Raw genomic sequence first — 17,015 nt, forward strand, 5'->3', positions numbered from 1 at the left:
TCGCGACCGCGAAGCGGCTCAGTCGTCGCGATAAACCTTCTCGCGGCGCTCATGGCGCTCCTGCGCCTCGATCGACAGGGTCGCGATCGGACGGGCGTCGAGGCGGCGAAGCGAGATCGGCTCGCCGGTCTCCTCGCAATAGCCGTACGACCCGTCCTCGATCCGCGCGAGCGCAGCGTCGATCTTGGCGATCAGCTTGCGCTGGCGGTCGCGGGCGCGGAGCTCGATCGCCCGGTCGGTCTCCGACGACGCGCGATCGACCAGATCGGGATGGTTCTGATTCTCGTCCTGCAGGTGCTCGAGCGTCTCGCGGCTCTCGCGCAGGATCTCCTCACGCCAGTTCAGCAGCTTGTCGCGGAAGTAGCGCCGCTGCCGCTCGTTCATGAACGGTTCGGTCTCTGAAGGCCGATAGTCGTCTGCCAACTCGACGCTCATGTGGATGCCTCTGGGTACCGCACGCGGGGGAGGTCGGACGGCGCGGAATATACTCATCCGCTAGCCGCCCGACAATCGCTTCCGTTCACCACGAAGCCATTGATATCGATACGTAATTTTCCGATACGTAAAAACCCGTGCTCGCCGGGAGGGTCACAGCCCACGCTTTGCGAGCTCGACCTGGGCGCGCACTTCGATGGCCGAGAGCGTCTCGTCGAGTCCCGCATCGCCGGTTTCGCCGCGTCGTTCCGCCAGGTTCTGCGCCAAGCCCGCGAGAGCCCGCGGGTCGGCGCGCCCGTCGATCAATGCAAGTTTGAGGCCGTCCAGCGCGTCCAGCAGCCCGCGGCCGCGGCGCATCGCGCGTCGGCGTCGCTGACGCGGCGTCTCCTCCTCGGCCTGAAGCGCCAGCAGCGCGTCCAGCCCAGGCGCGGACAGCGCCGGCGCCGCCGGGCGTCGCGACTCCGTTGCGACCGGATCCGAGAGTCGGAAACCGCCTGACCCCGATGTCCGGGCGGCGCCGCCGCCCGAGAACGCGCGACCGAGACCGTCGATTCGCATCCTGCCGCCCCCGCAGCGGTTCCTTCCGCTCCTCGCCACATGAACCGGTTATGCTTAACTTCGCGTTAATGACCCGGCAGAATCTGCCGGCTGCGACCGGATATTGCCGGGCCTGCGGGGGAGGGCGAAGACCTCCCTGGCGGCGGAACGCCTCAGTTTTGAAGCGTAACGACCAACGGCACGGTCTTCGCATCGGCGTCGGCCGAGAGTACCGTTCTGCGAAGCCGCCTCCGATGTTCCACCGTCCCGTTCGCCGTCTCGTCTCCGCCGCGCTCGCCGCGGCGCTGACCTGCTGCGCCGCCGCGCCTGGGTTGGCCGCCGACATGGCGGTGAAGGCTGATTACGCCCAGCCTAGCCGGGCCGTCGTGCAGGCGTCGGCCCGTGGCCACGCCTTCGCCCATGGCGATGATGGCGGGCCAAGCAGGGGAGGCGTCACCTCGCGCATCAAGGACCTCGCCGACATCGAAGGCGTCCGCGAGAACCAGCTGGTCGGCTACGGCCTTGTGGTGGGCCTTAATGGCTCCGGCGACACGCTCAACGCAGCGCCCTTCACCAAGCAGAGCCTGCAGTCGATGCTCGAGCGGCTCGGCGTCAACACGCGCGGCGCCACGCTCCGCACCAAGAACGTCGCGGCCGTGATGGTGACCGCCAATCTCCCGCCGTTCGGCACGCAGGGCACCCGCATCGACGTGACCGTCTCGGCGCTGGGCGATTCCACCAGCCTGCAGGGAGGCACGCTGATCGTCACGCCGCTGATGGGCGCGGACGGCGCGGTCTACGCGGTCGCGCAAGGCTCCGTCGCCGTCATCGGCTTCAACGCCCAGGGCGAAGCCGCCCAGGTGGTGCGCGGCGTGCCCACCACGGGCCGGATCTCCAATGGCGGCCTCATCGAACGCGAGATCCCGTTCGCGCTGAACAACCTTTCCACGGTCCGCCTTGCGCTGCGCAATCCGGATCTCACCACCGCGCGCCGGATCGCGGCGGCGATCAACCAGTTCATCGGCAAAGGCGTCGCCGAGCCGCTCGATCCCTCGTCGGTCGCGCTCAAGATGCCGAAGAGCTACCAGGGCAACATCGTGCAGCTGCTGACCGAGGTGGAGCAGCTGCGCGTGGAGCCCGATCAGCTCGCCAAGATCGTCATCGACGAGCGCTCCGGCATCATCGTCATGGGCCAGGACGTGCGGGTGTCCACCGTGGCGGTCGCCCAGGGAAATCTGACCGTGACGATCACCGAGACGCCGGTGGCCAGCCAGCCGGAGCCGTTCACCGACGGCGAGACTGTGGTGACGCCACGCACCGAGATTTCCGTCGACACAGACAAAAACCGCCGCCTCGCGATCGTGCGTGAGGGCGTCAACCTGCGGCAGCTCGTGGATGGCCTGAACGCCATCGGCGTCGGGCCCCGCGACCTGATCGCGATCCTGCAGGCGATCAAGGCCGCTGGCGCGCTGCAGGCCGAGATCGAGGTGATGTGATGGCCGACGCCGCCGCTGCAGCCACGCCGGCCCTTGCCGCGCTCGGAGCCCAGAAGGCCTACGGCGCCAGGCCGCCCGCCAAGGCGGCAGACAAGCTCGACGCGGTCGCGCAGGATTTCGAGGCCGTCTACCTCACTCAGATGATGGAGCAGATGTTCTCCGGACTTGGCGACGGCGGGCCGCTCGGCTCCGGCGAGGCCGGGAGCGCCTACCGATCGATGCTCGCCGACCAGTACGGCAAGACCATTGCGGCCAGCGGCGGGATCGGCCTGGCCGACGACGTGCGCCGCGAGCTCATCGCGATCCAGCAGGGAGGCCAATCCTCATGATCAACCGACGCCGCGCCGCGGCGCTCGCCGCGCCCAAGTCTCCGCTGTCCGTGCAGGAGGCTGCGGAACGCCTGGAGCGCACCGCGGACACGGTCGCGCGGCTGACGGCGGTGATCGTCGAGGAGACGCGCCTTGTCCGCGCCGGCGCTTATGGCGCCGCTGACGGGTTGCGGCAGGCGAAGGGCGAATTGTCCGGGCGCTACATGCTCGACGTGCAGAGCCTGCAGGCGAGCGCCGAAGCGGTGGCCGCGCAGCCGCGCGACGCGGTGGGCGAGGTGGAGCGGCTGCACGTCGCCTTCCGGGCTGCGCTCGATGAAAATCTCGCCGTGCTGGGCACCGCGCGATCCGTCGCCGAGAGCCTGCTGAGGGGCGTCGCCGAAGAGGTCGGCGCTCGGGCGGCGCCGCGCACCTATGACGCGCGCGGCGGCTCCTACGAGCAGCGGCCGTCCGCAGCGCCCATTACGCTGTCGCGCGGCGCTTGACGGCGACTCGGCGATTCGCACAAGCGTGCGTTAACCCCATCTCCTAACAGCGAATTAACGCGGCCTCCGGCAATATAGGCACCGCGCGGCCTCGTGATCGCGCCGATCCTCGGAGGGAGGAGATGGACGTTGCGATCGGATCGCTCGTCACGCCCGCCGCGGCCGTAAGGGCCGCAGGCGGCGCCGGCGCGCGCGTCGAGCCTGCGCCGCAGCCGGAGCGCACGGGCGATCAGCGGTCCCCAGGCCTGGCCGGGCCCGACCCCGAAGCCTCCCGGCGGGAGGTGCTGGAGGACGAACGCACCGGGACCTTCGTGTTCCGGCTCGTCGACGTCACGAGCGGGGAGGTGACCTCCCAGACGCCCAGCGAGGCGCGGCTGAAGCTCAGGGCCTATATCGACGCGCTTGTCGCCGACAATGCGCGCGGCCCATCGCTTGAGCGGTTCGTCTGAGGCTCAGCCGCGCAGGCCCTCTGCGAGGTTGCGGTTGATGTCGATCAGGGCCGTGAGCTGTTCGGCGCGCGGCTCGGCTTCGACCGAGGAGCAGCGGCCGAGCACGAACAGCGCGATCTTGCGGATGTTCGCCTTGGTGGCTGCGTCGAGCGGGTTCTCGGCCCGCATCACCGAGCTCAGGAACACCGTCCAGAGCTTGCGGTTGAAGATCGCGGCCTGACGAGCGCCGGACTGATCGAAGGGGCTGGAGGTCTGCGCAGCCGCAAAGCGTGCTGCGGCTCTCAGGAGAAGTTGAGCGTCCCGTTCACGCGGGTTCGCCGTCGTCTGCGCCATTCTCGCGTAGGCCTGCGCTCCGCTCTGCATGCTCGAATATACTCGCCTCGTACGCAACCAACTTGCGCGCTTCCCGGAAAGCTTTGTAAAGCGCCCCGGTTAAGACGCAGTTATTCATGCGTTCGACGATTTCGAGCATGCTGGGAGCCGCCTTCAACGCGTCCCTTGTTAGCTCCGTATAGATCGGCAGCAGCCGGTCGGTGGATCCGGCGAGATACATCATCTGCACTGCGTAGCAGATGCGCTTGGCGGGCGTGTCCGCCTCGTCCTCCTGCAGGATGTCGCGCTCCCGCAGAACGGGGTCCTGGCCATCGATCAGAAGGCTTGTGCGGGAGGCGCCGTTGGTCACGACGGAGCGGCCGATGACGATGCGCTCGCCGGGCTTGAGTTCGACTTTCAGGGTCATGCGGCGACAGATAGCACAGCTTCAAAAACGAAGCGCGGCGGAGGCTTGGGCCTCCGCCGCGCTTTGGAAGAAAGGGTAGGGGATTTCAGCGCAGGAGCTGGAGGATCGCGGAATCCTGCTGCGTGGAGATCGAGAGCGAGGAGACGATCAGCGACTGCTTGGTCTGCAGCGTCGCGAGATTGGCGGCTTCCTCGTTGGTGTCAGCGGCGGTCAGCATGTTGGCGCCGTCCTGCAGCGTGCCCACCATGTCCTTGGTGAAGGTCTCGCGGGTCTGCACGATCTGCAACTGCGAGCCGAACTTGGCGGACTGCGCCTCGATGGTCTTGAACGATTTCTCGATCTGGTCGAGCACGCCGTTGATCGAGGAGGAGTCGTAGAAGTCGTCCGCCGAGATCGCCGACAGGCCGACGCCGTTGGCGTCGAACTGCACGCCCTTGACGTTGAGCTTGGACGAGCCGTCCTCGTTGAAGATGACGTCGAGATCGTCGCCCATCAGCAGGTTGACGCCGTTATAGTTGGCGTCCTTGGCGATCGTGTTGATCTCTTTTAGGGCGGCGTTGTAGTCGTCCGCGAAGTCGGCGCGCTTCTGCGCGGCCGCAGCGTCGAGCACCGGCGCGCTGAAGGTCGTGGTGGTGAAGGCGTTCGTGGCGCCGGTCGCAGTGCCGCTGATCGCCCCGGGAGTCGAGTTGGCGACGGAGTTGTCCGTCTCGATCTTCAGCTTGTGGGTCGTGGCGTCGAACGTCGCGTCCAGGAGAACGTTGTTTTTCTCCAGATAGGCGTTCAGCTCGTCCAGCGTGTCGACCTGGTTGGCGGCCGTGCCGAACGTCACGGTGACGTTGCCGCCGTCCTTGTCCTTGACGACCAGCGTGTCGCCGCTCGCCAGCACCGTTCCGCCGAGAAGGTTCTGCGCGGTCACGTCGTCGCCGAGCGCATCCGACTCGATGCCCGCCTTGGTTTCGACCGCGAGCGGCGACTGAAGCGCCGATCGCGCTGTCGCCTTGAGCGAGTTCACGATGTCGGTGATCGCCTTGATGCCGTTGTCCGCCGCCTTGAGCGTCTGAACCGAGGATCCAACGGTGTCGAGCAGGGTGTTGAGGTCGCTCGCCCGCCGGTCCAGCGCGTTCGCAGTGAAGAAGCTCGACGGATTGTCGAAGGCCGAGTTGACCTTCTTACCGGTCGACAGCCGCTCCTCGGTCTGGTTGAGGAGATCGGTCGTGGACTGGAGGCTCCGGAGATTGGAGCGAACAGCGGAATTGAGAACGACGTCGGCCATTGAAGGGCTCCTAACGGGAGACGCCTCAGCAGGGCGCAGACGTAATCTAGGCTGTTAACCTTAATGAGCGGTTAAGGTTAATTGCTCGTTGCGGCGTTCCTCGATCAGGCGGCTCGATGAAACGAGAAAAGGGCGGAAGCCGAAGCTTCCGCCCTTTCTAGATGCTCGTGAGACGGCTGGCGATCAGCGCAGCAGGCTCAGGATGTTCTGCTCCTGCGAGGTCGAGATCGAGAGCGAGGAGACGATCAGCGACTGCTTGGTCTGAAGCGTCGCGAGATTCGCGGCTTCTTCATTGGTGTCGGCGTCGGTGAGGGCGCCGGCGCCGTCCTGCAGCGTGCCGATCATGCTCTTCGTGAAGGTCTGCCGCGTCTGCACGATCTGCAGCTGCGAGCCGAACTTCGAGGAGGTCTGCTCCAGCGTGGAGGCGGCCTTGTCGAGCTTCGCGATGACGTCGTTGATCGAGTTCGAGTCGTAGAAGTCGTCCGCGCTGACCTCGGTGATCCCGAGGCTCGAAGCGTCGAAGTCGACGCCCTTGACGTCGAGCTTCGAGGAGCCGTCCTCGTTGAACACGATGCTGAGGTCGTCGCCGTTGAGCAGGTTCACGCCGTTGTAGCTCGCGTCCTTGGCGAGCGACGAGATCTGCTTCAGCGCGTCGTTGAAGTCCTTGCGATAGTTGTCGCGGGTGTCCTTGCCCGCGCCGCTGACGACGGGAGCCGAGAAGCTGGCGCTCGCGAACGCCTGACCCGACGCCGTGGCAGTGCCCTCGAGATCCACCGGAGTCTCGTTGGCGGCGGCGTTCGACGTCGTGAAGGTCAGCGTGCCCTTCTTCGTCGCAGAGTCGACGGAGACCGAAGCCTCGAGGTCGACATTGTTGTCAGAGAAGAACTTGTTCAGTTCGTCGAGCGTGTCGATGCCGCCAGAGCTGAAGGTGAGGCTCTTGGTGTTGCCGTCGCGGTCCTGGACCTTGATGGTCTTGTTCGCGAGGTTGGTGTCGGACGGCGCGGTGCGGGCGGTGTCGCCAGCGGTCAGGCCGAGCTTCGTCAGCGTGGAGCTCGAGCCGGCGATCGTCAGGTCGCGGTCGACGCCGGTGCTAATGGTCAGCTTGCCGGAAGCGACGGTCGAGGCGGTGCTGGCGCCGGTGATCTCATCGATCTTCGAGAGCAGCGTGCTCACGTCGTCGGTGATGTTCACCTGGTTGCCGGTCGCGCCCGAGGCGACGAAGTCGATCTTCGTGCCGTTGATCGTGATCGACTCGCCGGCGGTGAGGCCGCTCGCCAGGTTGTCCGAAGACGCGCCGGCCGTTCCGGACAGCTTGGTCGCCCCGGTGATCGCGGCGGCCGTGCCGGTGTTGTCGTTGTTGACCGCCGAGCCGGCGACGGTCGCGTTGGTGTAGGTGCCGCCGAGCAGGTTCGTCTCGGTCAGGTTCGCGATCGCGGAAGAGCTGATCGAAGCCTTGGTGGTCACTGCCTGGGTCGACTGCACCGCGCTGCGGGCGGTCGCCTTGAGGCTCTCGATCACGTCGTTGATCGCGGTGATGCCGTTGTCGGCAGCCTTCAGCGTCTGGACCGAGTTGGAGACGCTGTCCAGCATGTTGTTCAGGTCGCTCGCGCGGCGGTCGAGAGCCTGCGCGGTGAAGAAGCTCGACGGGTTGTCGAGCGCCGAATTGACCTTCTTGCCGGTGGAGATGCGCTGCTCGGTCTGGCCCATCAGCTCGGAAGTCGACTGAAGGGAACGGAGGTTCGAGCGAACGGCAGCGCTCAGGGTAACGCCAGACATGCCAGTCTCCTGTCCTAGGAGTTTGATGTGACGCCCCGTCCTGAGGCGCGCTAGGACAGTCTGGCCCGGCTCGCTAAGCGCGGGTTAAAGGCCCGCCGGGTTCCGCTATCCGGCGAGGGAAGTTTTCGGCATGGTTAAGAGAGTGCGAAGCTCGACCGTTACAGGAAGTTGACCAGGCTGAGGTCCTTCAGCGTCGCGGTCGCCTGATAGCTCGCCTGGAGCTGCGTCTGTAGCGCCAGTATCCTCAGCGTCACCTCGTCCTTGTCCACGCTCTCCACATTGGAGATTGCGTCCTGGGCGATCGTTTTGGCCGCCGCGTGCCGGCTGCTCGCAGCCTTGATCGCGGTGTTGGCGGTGGCGAGGTCGGTGGTCATCGTCTTGACCGCGGCGGTCGCGTCGCTCGAGCCGAGCGCCGAAATGGTCCGGTTGGCGAGCGCCGAATAACGGGCTTTCGCATTGGGGTCGTCAGCCGAAAACGTCACCGCCGAGAACACGGCGAGGTTCTGCACCACTTGGCGCGCGCCGGCCTCATTGGCCCGCGCCCCGTAGGCGATGGTGACGCCGTCGTCGATCTTCGCCGCTGCGGTCTTGCGCGGATCATCGGTCCCGGTCTCGCCGACATACCAGGAGACGGTCTTGTCGGCGGAGTCCGTGCTGTCGAGGGAGGTCGCGTTCTGCAGCGCCGCGATCCGCTCGGCGTCGCTCGCATAGGTCCCGTCGAAACCGGCGACGCGGGCCGGGCCGCCGCCCGGAGGAGCGTTGAAGAAGTCCTCGCCGGCCTGAACCGCGGAGGCCGCGACCAGCGCCGTGTCGGCCCGGGTCCTAAGCGCCGCGTCGAAGCTCGCCCGCATGTTGGCGGCGGTCTCCTCAGGCGTCGCGCCGATGCGGAACTCGCCCTCGGCGAGCGCCGAGGCGTCGTCCGCGGCCTTGACCGTCAGCACGATCTCCTCGGTCGAGCCGTCCGGCAGCGTCAGTCCGACCCGCGTCTGGTCGCCGGTCTCGGGCTGTCCCGTCAGGCCGAGCGTGATCGCTGCGGGCGAGCCCGTAGGGCCGCTCGCGGCGCCGTTGGTCATCGACGACGACAGCGACGAGATCTTGAAGCCGAATGGCCCCGACGCCTCCTGGGCGACGGTGAAGGAGGAACCGGAGACTGCGGAGACGTCGATTCGGCCGCGGCCATCCGCGCCGAGGTCCGCGAGCTTTCGCTCCGCGATCACCGTCCGCAGCCCCGCTTTGCTGCCGTCATCCGAGAGAATGGCGTCGGCGGAGAGCACCGGCTTGGTGTCGGTCGCGCGTCCTGAGAACACGAAACGCCCGCCCACGTCGGTGTTGAGCTGCGAGATCGCGTCCTGCAGGTCGATCGCGGCCTGAGACTGCGTGACCGTCACCGAACCGGTGGTCAGAGTGAAGTCGTTCGGATCCGCGAGCTTGTATTCCGCGCCGATGTCGTCGAGGCGCTGCAAGGCGGTGGCCATGAGGCTGACCCGCGTGCTGACGGTCGCGGCGGTGGCGTCGTAGGAGGAGAGCGTGGCGAGCTTCGCCCGCATCGCGAGCGAGGTCGCGCGTCCGTCGCCCAGCCCCGCATAGGTGGTCGACACCATCCCGGTCGAAAGCTGCTGCGTCAGGTCGCTCAGCTGCGACCTGCTCTTCGCCAGCGCGTCGACGAGGCTGGGGCGGCCGACGCCGCTCGCCGCATAGGGTCCGATCGAGGTCATGGTTCAGGCCTTGCCGGGCATCAAACGTTCATCAGCATGTCGAGCATCTCCTTGACCGCCGTGATCACGCGCGCATTGGCGCTGTAGGCGGTCTGGAGCTGGATGAGCTTGCCCATCTCCTCGTCGGTGTCGACGCCGGAGGACTCGGAGAAGCGGTCTGTCAGCGCCGACACGACCAGCGACTGGCCGTCGGCGATCCGTGTGGCGGCGGCGCTGGCGCTCGCCTGCATGTTGATGACGCCGCTCGCGAAGCTCACGATGGAGCCGGTGAAGGGCGAGCCCGGACCGCCAAGCCCGGTGTCCGCGCTGAAACTTGTCTGGGCCTTAAGGGCGTCCCGCAGGAAGACCGGTCGGGCGTCGTCGCCGGAGGCGCTCCCGCTCGCATAGGCGGTGAGCGCGGCGGGGTCGCCGAGCAGATCGGGATTGACGGCGATGCGGCCGGCGAAGCCGGTGCGCTGCGCGTTCCCGTCCAGGCTGTTCGAGTACGGGCCTCCGCCGGCGCCGTCGACGAACACCGGCAGCGCGAGCCCTTCGCCCGAGAGCGCCGTCGCGGTGATCCGGGATGAGCCGCCGGAGATTTCGAGCGCGGCGCTGTTCGACGTGAACGCGAAGCCGTCAGCGCTCGCCGAGGCGCTGATCCCGACGCCTCTGGCAGCAAGCGCGGCATTAAGGTCGGCTACGGCGGTCGGAGACGAGAAGTCGATCCCGATGACGGTGTCGTTCGGGTCGGCCGTCAGGCTGTCGGCGAGCGGCAGCTTGCTCGCATCGCCGACATTCACGATCGTCACCGAGCGCGTGGTTCCGCCGACCGAATAGGCGACCGAAAGGCGGTCGCCGCTCAGCGCGCCCTGCGTCGTGAGGTCGACGCCGCCGGCGATCGCGCTGCCGGCGGTGACGTTGGAGCCGAGCGCCTGGGCGAGGCCGGAGGCGAGCTCGTCGAGCTGGGTCTGCGCCTGGGGGAACGTCTTGTCGCGCAGATCGGCCAGCGCGCGAAGCTCGCCGGAGCGGAGCTGGCCGCTCGCGAGCAGATCGACCGAATAGCCCGAGGGCCGCACCAGGGTGATGGTTCCGAGACTGCTGGCGGAAGCGTCCGAGGAATATCGCGCCCCCGGCACGATCGAGCTCGACGGCTGGAACTGCAGCGTCGAGGCTTGGCCGTCATAGAGCGACAGGCCGCTCTGCGTCTTGACGCGGATCTGGCCGCCGCCAAGGTCCTCCACCTTGACGTCCATCAGCGAGGACAGCGTGTCGATCGCCTGGTCGCGCTGGTCCTCGAGAGCCGCGGTCGACTGTCCCTGCGCGCTCGCCCTGACGATCTGAGTCGTCAGGCTTTCGATCGACTTCAGCGCCTCGTTGGCCTTGTCGACGCCAGCGCTCATCGCCTGGTCGGCCTGGCCGCGCAGCTCCTGCACGCTGTTTGAGGCGCCGTTCAGCGTCTGCGCGAAGATCTGCGCCTGCGACAGCACGTTCGACCGAGCGCTCGGATCGTCCGGAGAGGCGGCGAGGGCGTCGAGCGCGCCTGCGAAATCCTGTGCGACGCTGTCGAGCGACAGCTCGCCGCCCGGCGTGCCGAAGACGCTCTGCAGCCGGTCGAGATAGTTGGCGCGCGTCGTTGCGTAGCTTGCGCCGGCCGTCTCGGTGCGGAGCTGGCGCTGCAGATAGACGTCGAGCTCGCGGCGGACGTCGTCCGCCTTGACGCCGACCGTGACGCCGCCCGCCACCGCCTGTTCGGTGACGAGCGTCTTCTTGGTGTAACCGGCGACGCCCGCGTTGGCGACGTTCGCCGCCACGAGGTCGAGGCCGGACTGGCTCGCCTTCAGCCCAGAAAGCGCGGCGCCGAGCGCGGAGGAAAGGCCCATCTCTTCGGGTCCTCAGGTAAGCTGACGTCGTCCGCCGCCGTCAGCGGATCATGCTCAGCGTGTCCTGCATCATCGAATCGGACGTCGTGACCACCCGGGTGTTGGCCGAATAGGCCTGCTGGGTCACGATCATCTTCGAGAACTCGTCCGCGATGTCGACATTGGACTGCTCGAGCGCGGAGCCGACGATCTCGCCCTCGCCGGCGATCGGAGCGCCGGACGCGACCGTCTGCTGATAAGCGCCGCCGTCCACATGGGAGAGCTGGTTGTCGGCGTAGAAGCTCACCACCGGCACCTTGTAGAGCGTGCGCGACTTGCCATTCGAGTAGGTCGCGTTAACGAGCCCGCCGTCATTGATCGAGACGCTGACGACGTTGCCCGACGACACGCCGTTCTGGGTCAGCTGCTTGGTCGTCACCGCGCCGTTGGTGTCGGCGTACTGGGTGAGGCCGGTTCCGTGGTCGAGCGTGACCGCGCCGAGCGACTTCCCGTCGATCGTCAGGTTGGCGATGGAGGTGACGCCGTCGCTCGGCGTCACCAGCGCGCCGTCCGAGTTGAACACGTAGTTCTGCGTTCCGGCCGCCGAGGGGTCGGCGTCCACCTTGGTCCAGGCGGTCTCGGAGCCGGTCGCGGCCGGGTCGGACAGGTAGTAGAGCGCCCAGGTGTCCTGCGTGCCCGCCGTCGCGTCCTCGTTCGTCACCTTGCCCCAGCGGAACTGGACGTCGTAGGCCGTGCCCTTATCGTCATAGACCGTGACGGCGTCGCCGCTGACGCTGCTTGCGATGAAGGCGTCGGACTGGTCCGCGGTGACGCTGGCGCCGAAGCTCGAGCCGAGCAGCCAAGAACTCTCGTCCCCGGAGACGTAGTTGGCGGTCTGCGGCGCCGAGGCCAGGTTCGCCCGATAGGTGATCGAGGTGGTCGCCTCGGCCGGGTAGAAGTCGTTCGACAGCTTGATGATCTCGGAGGCGGAACCGGTCGGGTTGCCGGTCTTCGAGTCGACCGCGAGGCCCTTCAGGAAGTAGCCCGCGCCGTTCACCACATAGCCGTTCTTGTCGACCGTGAAGTCGCCGCGCCGGGTGTAGAGGTCGCCGCCGCCGAAGGTCGGCTTGCCGTCGACCTGGCCGCTGCTGTCCTGCACCACGAAGAAGCCGGAGCCGTTGATCGCGATCGAGGTGCCGGAGCTCGAGGACTGCAGCGTGCCCTGCACCTCGTTGCTGGAGCGCGAGAACGCCTGGACCGAGCCCGAGACCTGGCGGTTGACGTTCAAGTCGCCGCTCAGCACCAGATCCGCAAAGGATGTGTCGGTGCGCTTGTAGCCGGTGGTCTGCGAATTCGCGATGTTCCCCGAGATGTTTTCAAGCGCGTAGGATTGCGCCTGGAGCCCGCTCACCGCCGTCGTCAGCGCGCCGAAGATACCCATTGCCGTCTCCCGAAGCCGCAGAACCTCATCAGGCCGCGCGCGCAAGCCGCGGCCCCCCCGAGCCCTGACGCAAGCCGCGCGCCAGCTCGAAACATCAACATTCTCAAGCCTTGAGCGCCCCCGGGCGGCCGCCATCCGCCGCGCATCCTCTGCCGCGCGGCAGTTTCTGCCGGGCGGCCATGCGTTGACGCGCGCCGTTCCGGGCGCGACCGTGGCTGCCGGCGGGAGATGATTCATGGCGGACACGGCCGGCAAGCCGGGCGCGGGCGGAGCGCGACGCAAGCTCTACCCGCCGATCGAGCCTTACCAGCACGGCCATCTCGAAGTCGGCGATGGCCACCGGGTGTATTGGGAGCTCTGCGGCAACCCGCGCGGCCGGCCGGTCGTGTTTCTTCATGGCGGCCCCGGGGGAGGCTGCGGGGCGGCGCACCGGCGGCTGTTCGACCCGGAGCGCTACCGGATATTGCTGTTCGACCAGCGCGGCTGCGGCCGCTCGACGCCGCATGCCGAGCTGGAAGCGAACACCACCTGGCATCTCGTCGCCGACATGGAGCGGCTGCGCGAACTCACGGGCGCCGAGAACTGGCTGGTTTTCGGCGGCTCATGGGGCTCGACGCTTGCGCTCGCTTACGCGCAGACCCATCCGGATCGCGTCAACGGGCTGATCCTGCGCGGGATCTTCACGCTGCGGCGCTTCGAGCTCGCCTGGTACTACCAGTCGGGGGCCTCGCTGCTGTTCCCCGACAAATGGGAGCGCTTCCTGGCCCCGATCCCGGAGGCGGAGCGGGACGACCTGATCGCCGCCTACCGCAGACGTCTGACGAGCGCGGATTTCTCCGTTCGTCTGGAAGCCGCCAAAGCCTGGAGCGTGTGGGAAGGCGAGACCATCACGCTGCTGCCGGATCCGACGCTCGCCGGCCAACACGGCGGCGACGCCTATGCGCTCGCCTTCGCGCGCATCGAGAACCACTACTTCACCCATGGCGGCTGGCTCGAGGAAGGGCAGCTGATCCGGGAGGCGCACCGACTGCACGGCATCCCGGGCGTCATCGTGCAGGGGCGCTACGACGTGGCGACGCCGGCGGTCACCGCATGGGACCTCAAACGCGCCTGGCCGGAGGCGGAATTCCATCTCGTGCCGGACGCCGGCCACGCGTTCTCGGAACCCGGCATTCTGGACCGCCTCATCCGCGCGACAGACGCCTTCGCGGACAGGTGACCGGCGGCCCGGTTTGAAGGACGCGCCGGCGGCGCTACATCTGCCCCCGCAGCCGAGGGAGGAGACGATATGCGTCAGCGTTGCCTGACACGAGCGACCATGCGCGTCGCCGCCTTCTGCATCCTCGCGGGGACGGCGGGCGCGGCGTTCGCCGCGGCGCAGACGCGCGCCAGGACGGATCCGGCGAAGCCACAGCCGGCGATCTCGGTGGAGACCGTGGCGGAGGGGCTGGAGAGGCCGTGGGGGCTCGCCTTCCTGCCCGACCAGCGCATGCTGGTGACCGAGAAGGCCGGCCGCCTGCGGTTGATCTCGCCCGACGGCAAAGTCTCGGCGCCGGTCACCGGCATGCCGAAGGTCGACGCGCGCGGTCAGGGCGGGCTGTTCGACGTCGCGATCTCGCCGGATTTCGCGAACAATCGGCTCGTCTACTTCACCTTCGCGGAGGCCGGAGAGGGCGGCGTCAACGGCACGGCTCTCGGCCGCGGCCGGCTCGCCGACAACGCCGCGCGGCTTGAGGACGTCGCGGTGATCTGGCGTCAGGCGCCGAAATACGCCTCCACCCGGCACTTCGGCTCCAGGATCGCGTTCGCGCCGGACGGCAAGCTGTTCGTCACCACCGGCGAGCGGTCAGACGACCAGTTCCGCGTCAAGGCGCAGGCGCTCGACGAGACTCTCGGACAGGTCGTGCGGCTGGAGCCGGACGGCGCGCCCGCGGCCGACAATCCCTTCGCGGGCCGCGCGGACGCCAAGCCCGAGATCTGGTCGTACGGTCACCGCAACATCCAGGGGGCGGCGATCGAGCCCGGAACCGGACGGCTCTGGACGGTCGAGCACGGGCCGCGCGGCGGCGACGAGCTCAACCATCCGGAAGCCGGCAAAAACTATGGGTGGCCGGTGATCTCCTACGGCCGCGAGTATTCCGGCGCCAAGCTCGGCGAGGGTTCCGAGAAGGAGGGGATGGAGCAGCCGGTCTATTACTGGGATCCGTCGATCGGCCCGTCGGGCCTCGTCTTCTACACCGGCGACGCCTATCCGGGCTGGCAGGGCAGCGTCTTTGTCGGCGGCCTCGCGATCCCGATGCTCGACCGGCTCGAACTCGCGGACGGCAAGGTGGTTCACGAGGAGCGCCTGCTCGAAGACCTTGGCGAGCGCATCCGTGACGTGCGGCAGGGGCCGGATGGTCTGCTCTACCTGCTCACCGACAGCGACGACGGCCGTGTGCTGAGGCTGAAGCCGGGGAAGGCAGGGAAGTCGTAGGCAAGAACTAAAATCTCCGGCCCACGGCGCTGACGCCTCGGCTAACCTCGGCGCCGGTGCGGTTCGCAGGCTGCACGACACCGACCGGAGCGGCTGGAACTATCTATGGATTTTCCTGCCGTTGATCGGCGCGATCATCCTCATCGTCTTCTTCTGCCAGCGGGGTTCGCCTGGCCGCAACCGCTATGGCTGAAACGTCAGCGGCCGCCGGGGGGAGCCGGCGGCCGCTCAAGTCCCGGCGGGCGGGGTGGACGCCGCCCGGCGGGCATCGCGGATGGAGGCCGGCGCCGGCCGCATCCGCAACTTCTGGAATAAGCGCCTCAGAAGGGCAGCAGAACGTCCATCACCTGCTGGCCGTAGCGCGGCTGCTGCACGTCGGTGATCTGGCCGCGGCCGCCATAGGCGATGCGGGCCTGAGCGATCTTCTCGCTCGCGATCGTGTTGTCGGCGTCGATGTCCTCGGTGCGGACGATGCCGGCGACGATCAGCTCGCGCACCTCGAAGTTGACCCGGATCTCCTGCTTGCCCTCGATCACCAGCGCGCCGTTCGGCAGCACCTGGGTGACGACGGCCGCGACATTGGTGGTCAGCGTCTCCTTGCGGTCGACCGAGCCTGCGCCCTCGCTCGAGGCGGTTGATCCCGCCTTGATCAGGTTCGAGGGGTCGACGGCGTTCGGCAGGAACTTGCCGAGCTTGGTCTCGAAGCCGAGGAAGTTGTCGACGCCAGACTGCTCGGAGTTGCTGCGCGAGCGCTTGGTGCTGTTTTCGATCTCCGCCTTGTCGGTGATCTGGACCCGCACGGTCAGCAGATCGCCGACCCGCTTGGCGCGCGGGTCCTTGAAGAATCCGGTCGCGCCGGACTGCCACAGCGAGTTCGGCTGATAGGAGACCGGCATGGCCTCCGGCATCGGCATCTGCACCGGCTTGTAGCCCGGCTGCGTGGTCGGGTTCTCGATCGCCGAGAGCGACGGCTGCTTGCCGACGTTGGCGAGCCGGTCGGCCGCGCCGCAGCCGGCGAGCGAGAGCGCAAGAACGCCGAGCGAAAGAAGGCGAGGGGCATGGCGCTGCGACATGACTGGCGCTCCTTCGTCAGCGGCTGGCGACGGCGGCCGCGCCGGCGGTGACCGTGACCTCGGAAGGTCCCGTCACCACGCCGTTCACGACGCGCTTCGACTGCAGGTTCTGGACAGAGATCACGTCGCCCGCAGCGCCGGCGGCGAGCGCCTTAGCCTTGAGCGAGAGCGACAACCCGTCGGCGGCGTAGATCAGGGTGACGAAGGCGCCGCGCTGGACGTGCTGCGGCCGCATCAGATCCGACTCGCGCAGCGCCTGCCCTTCGCGGAGCGGCCGACGCGCCGCGAGCCCGGCCACATCGACCGCAAGCGGCTCTGACCCGGCGGGACGAGGGCGACGCTCGATCCTGAAATCGGCAGGCGTCAGCAGATCGCCGCGCGACAGCGGGCGAAGGAGCGTCGCGGTCTCGACCGTCTCGGCGGCCACGCCGCTCACGACCGCCGGCTTTCCGCCGCCGCGATGATCGCGCGCCTGGATCTCGGCCTCGAAGCGGCCGGTAGCGCGGTCAAGCGCGAAGCGGGCGAACTGGAGCGGTCCGGCGTCGCGCGGGTCGAGGCGCAGCCCCGCCTCCTGATCGAGCGTGACCGACACGGCCTCGAGCGCGAGATCGGCGTCGGCCGCGAACCGGGCCGCCACCAGCGCCTGGATCTCTGCGACCGAGACGTCACGGCTCGGCCGCGTCACCATGACGGCGGTGAGGCCCGCAAGCGCGACGTCGTCGATCCCGGCGCGCCGCGCCGCGGCGATCACCTGCTCGGCGGGAACCGCGCCGGTCATGCCGGGGTCGGGAGCGCGGAACAGCGCCACGCCGGCCCGCTCTCCCGCGCCCTCGATCAGGTCGCCGGCGACCACGAGGTCTCCGGTGACGACCGCCTCGGGCCGCAGCAGCGGGGCGGCCGAGGCCGCCCCGGCGAACAGGCCGAGCGCCAGGCCGGCGGCGAGGAGACGCTTCACC

18 protein-coding genes are annotated in these 17,015 nt (G+C 68.1%); 7 read left to right on the plus strand and 11 right to left on the minus strand.

The window, feature by feature from the left end; all coding sequences use genetic code 11:
• Positions 1-18: 18 nt before the first annotated feature.
• Both dksA and VM780_RS16895 read right to left on the minus strand, forming a co-directional pair.
• A complete protein-coding gene (gene dksA / locus VM780_RS16890) occupies positions 19-435 on the minus strand; it encodes an RNA polymerase-binding protein DksA (RefSeq protein ID WP_325449449.1) in 417 nt (138 codons plus the stop codon).
• 153 nt (positions 436-588) lie between these two features.
• Positions 589-993 carry a flagellar assembly protein FliX gene (locus VM780_RS16895; protein WP_325449451.1) on the minus strand — a complete coding sequence of 135 codons (405 nt, stop codon included), beginning with the start codon at positions 991-993 and terminating at the stop codon, positions 589-591.
• Positions 994-1,226: 233 nt separating this feature from the next.
• On the opposite strand from VM780_RS16895, the gene VM780_RS16900 reads away from it, so the two are divergent.
• The 4 genes from VM780_RS16900 to VM780_RS16915 all read left to right on the plus strand — a co-directional run bounded on the left by VM780_RS16900 (position 1,227) and on the right by VM780_RS16915 (position 3,728).
• On the plus strand, positions 1,227-2,468 hold the full coding sequence (locus VM780_RS16900; protein ID WP_325449453.1) for a flagellar basal body P-ring protein FlgI: 1,242 nt from the start codon (positions 1,227-1,229) through the stop codon (positions 2,466-2,468).
• Entirely contained in the window at positions 2,468-2,797 is a 330-nt protein-coding gene (locus tag VM780_RS16905) for a rod-binding protein (protein ID WP_325449455.1), read from the plus strand. Before VM780_RS16900 ends, VM780_RS16905 begins: the two co-directional genes overlap by 1 nt.
• Positions 2,794-3,279, plus strand: coding sequence for a hypothetical protein (locus VM780_RS16910; RefSeq protein ID WP_325449457.1), 486 nt, complete (start codon positions 2,794-2,796; stop codon positions 3,277-3,279). Before VM780_RS16905 ends, VM780_RS16910 begins: the two co-directional genes overlap by 4 nt.
• A gap of 122 nt (positions 3,280-3,401) precedes the next feature.
• Positions 3,402-3,728, plus strand: coding sequence for a hypothetical protein (locus VM780_RS16915; protein WP_325449459.1), 327 nt, complete (start codon positions 3,402-3,404; stop codon positions 3,726-3,728).
• A 3-nt stretch (positions 3,729-3,731) separates the two neighbouring features.
• On the opposite strand, the gene VM780_RS16920 is transcribed toward VM780_RS16915, so the two are convergent.
• The 7 genes from VM780_RS16920 to VM780_RS16950 all read right to left on the minus strand — a co-directional run bounded on the left by VM780_RS16920 (position 3,732) and on the right by VM780_RS16950 (position 12,510).
• A complete protein-coding gene (locus VM780_RS16920) occupies positions 3,732-4,061 on the minus strand; it encodes a flagellar biosynthesis regulator FlaF (RefSeq protein ID WP_325449461.1) in 330 nt (109 codons plus the stop codon).
• Positions 4,033-4,467: a flagellar biosynthesis repressor FlbT gene (locus VM780_RS16925; RefSeq protein WP_325449463.1), complete on the minus strand. Its 435-nt coding sequence runs from the start codon at positions 4,465-4,467 to the stop codon at positions 4,033-4,035. Before VM780_RS16925 ends, VM780_RS16920 begins: the two co-directional genes overlap by 29 nt.
• Before the next feature lie 85 nt (positions 4,468-4,552).
• Entirely contained in the window at positions 4,553-5,740 is a 1,188-nt protein-coding gene (locus tag VM780_RS16930) for a hypothetical protein (protein WP_325449465.1), read from the minus strand.
• Positions 5,741-5,923: 183 nt separating this feature from the next.
• Complete coding sequence (locus VM780_RS16935; RefSeq protein WP_325449466.1) at positions 5,924-7,516, minus strand: flagellin; 1,593 nt, start codon at positions 7,514-7,516, stop codon at positions 5,924-5,926.
• Positions 7,517-7,674: 158 nt separating this feature from the next.
• Entirely contained in the window at positions 7,675-9,231 is a 1,557-nt protein-coding gene (locus tag VM780_RS16940; protein WP_325449468.1) for a hypothetical protein, read from the minus strand.
• A 20-nt stretch (positions 9,232-9,251) separates the two neighbouring features.
• The gene (gene flgK, locus VM780_RS16945) at positions 9,252-11,090 is read right to left on the minus strand and encodes a flagellar hook-associated protein FlgK (protein WP_325449470.1); all 1,839 of its coding nucleotides are present in this window, start codon (positions 11,088-11,090) and stop codon (positions 9,252-9,254) included.
• A gap of 40 nt (positions 11,091-11,130) precedes the next feature.
• The gene (locus tag VM780_RS16950) at positions 11,131-12,510 is read right to left on the minus strand and encodes a flagellar hook-basal body complex protein (protein ID WP_325449472.1); all 1,380 of its coding nucleotides are present in this window, start codon (positions 12,508-12,510) and stop codon (positions 11,131-11,133) included.
• A 235-nt stretch (positions 12,511-12,745) separates the two neighbouring features.
• Here VM780_RS16950 and pip point away from each other — a divergent pair, with 235 nt between their 5' ends.
• The 3 genes from pip (at position 12,746) to VM780_RS17565 (ending at position 15,179) form a co-directional block, all read left to right on the plus strand.
• Complete coding sequence (gene pip, locus VM780_RS16955; RefSeq protein ID WP_325449474.1) at positions 12,746-13,729, plus strand: prolyl aminopeptidase; 984 nt, start codon at positions 12,746-12,748, stop codon at positions 13,727-13,729.
• A gap of 99 nt (positions 13,730-13,828) precedes the next feature.
• On the plus strand, positions 13,829-14,986 hold the full coding sequence (locus tag VM780_RS16960) for a PQQ-dependent sugar dehydrogenase (RefSeq protein WP_325449476.1): 1,158 nt from the start codon (positions 13,829-13,831) through the stop codon (positions 14,984-14,986).
• A 70-nt stretch (positions 14,987-15,056) separates the two neighbouring features.
• Positions 15,057-15,179: a DUF805 domain-containing protein gene (locus VM780_RS17565; RefSeq protein ID WP_422653644.1), complete on the plus strand. Its 123-nt coding sequence runs from the start codon at positions 15,057-15,059 to the stop codon at positions 15,177-15,179.
• 127 nt (positions 15,180-15,306) lie between these two features.
• Here VM780_RS17565 and flgH read toward each other — a convergent pair whose 3' ends face one another.
• Together flgH and flgA are read right to left on the minus strand one after the other, a co-directional pair.
• Complete coding sequence (gene flgH, locus VM780_RS16965; RefSeq protein WP_325449478.1) at positions 15,307-16,059, minus strand: flagellar basal body L-ring protein FlgH; 753 nt, start codon at positions 16,057-16,059, stop codon at positions 15,307-15,309.
• 16 nt (positions 16,060-16,075) lie between these two features.
• On the minus strand, positions 16,076-17,014 hold the full coding sequence (gene flgA / locus VM780_RS16970) for a flagellar basal body P-ring formation chaperone FlgA (protein ID WP_325449480.1): 939 nt from the start codon (positions 17,012-17,014) through the stop codon (positions 16,076-16,078).
• Between the last annotated feature and the right edge of the window lies 1 nt (position 17,015).

Origin of the sequence: Hansschlegelia sp. (assembly GCF_035538955.1) — a bacterium.
GTDB lineage: Bacteria > Pseudomonadota > Alphaproteobacteria > Rhizobiales > Methylopilaceae > Methylopila.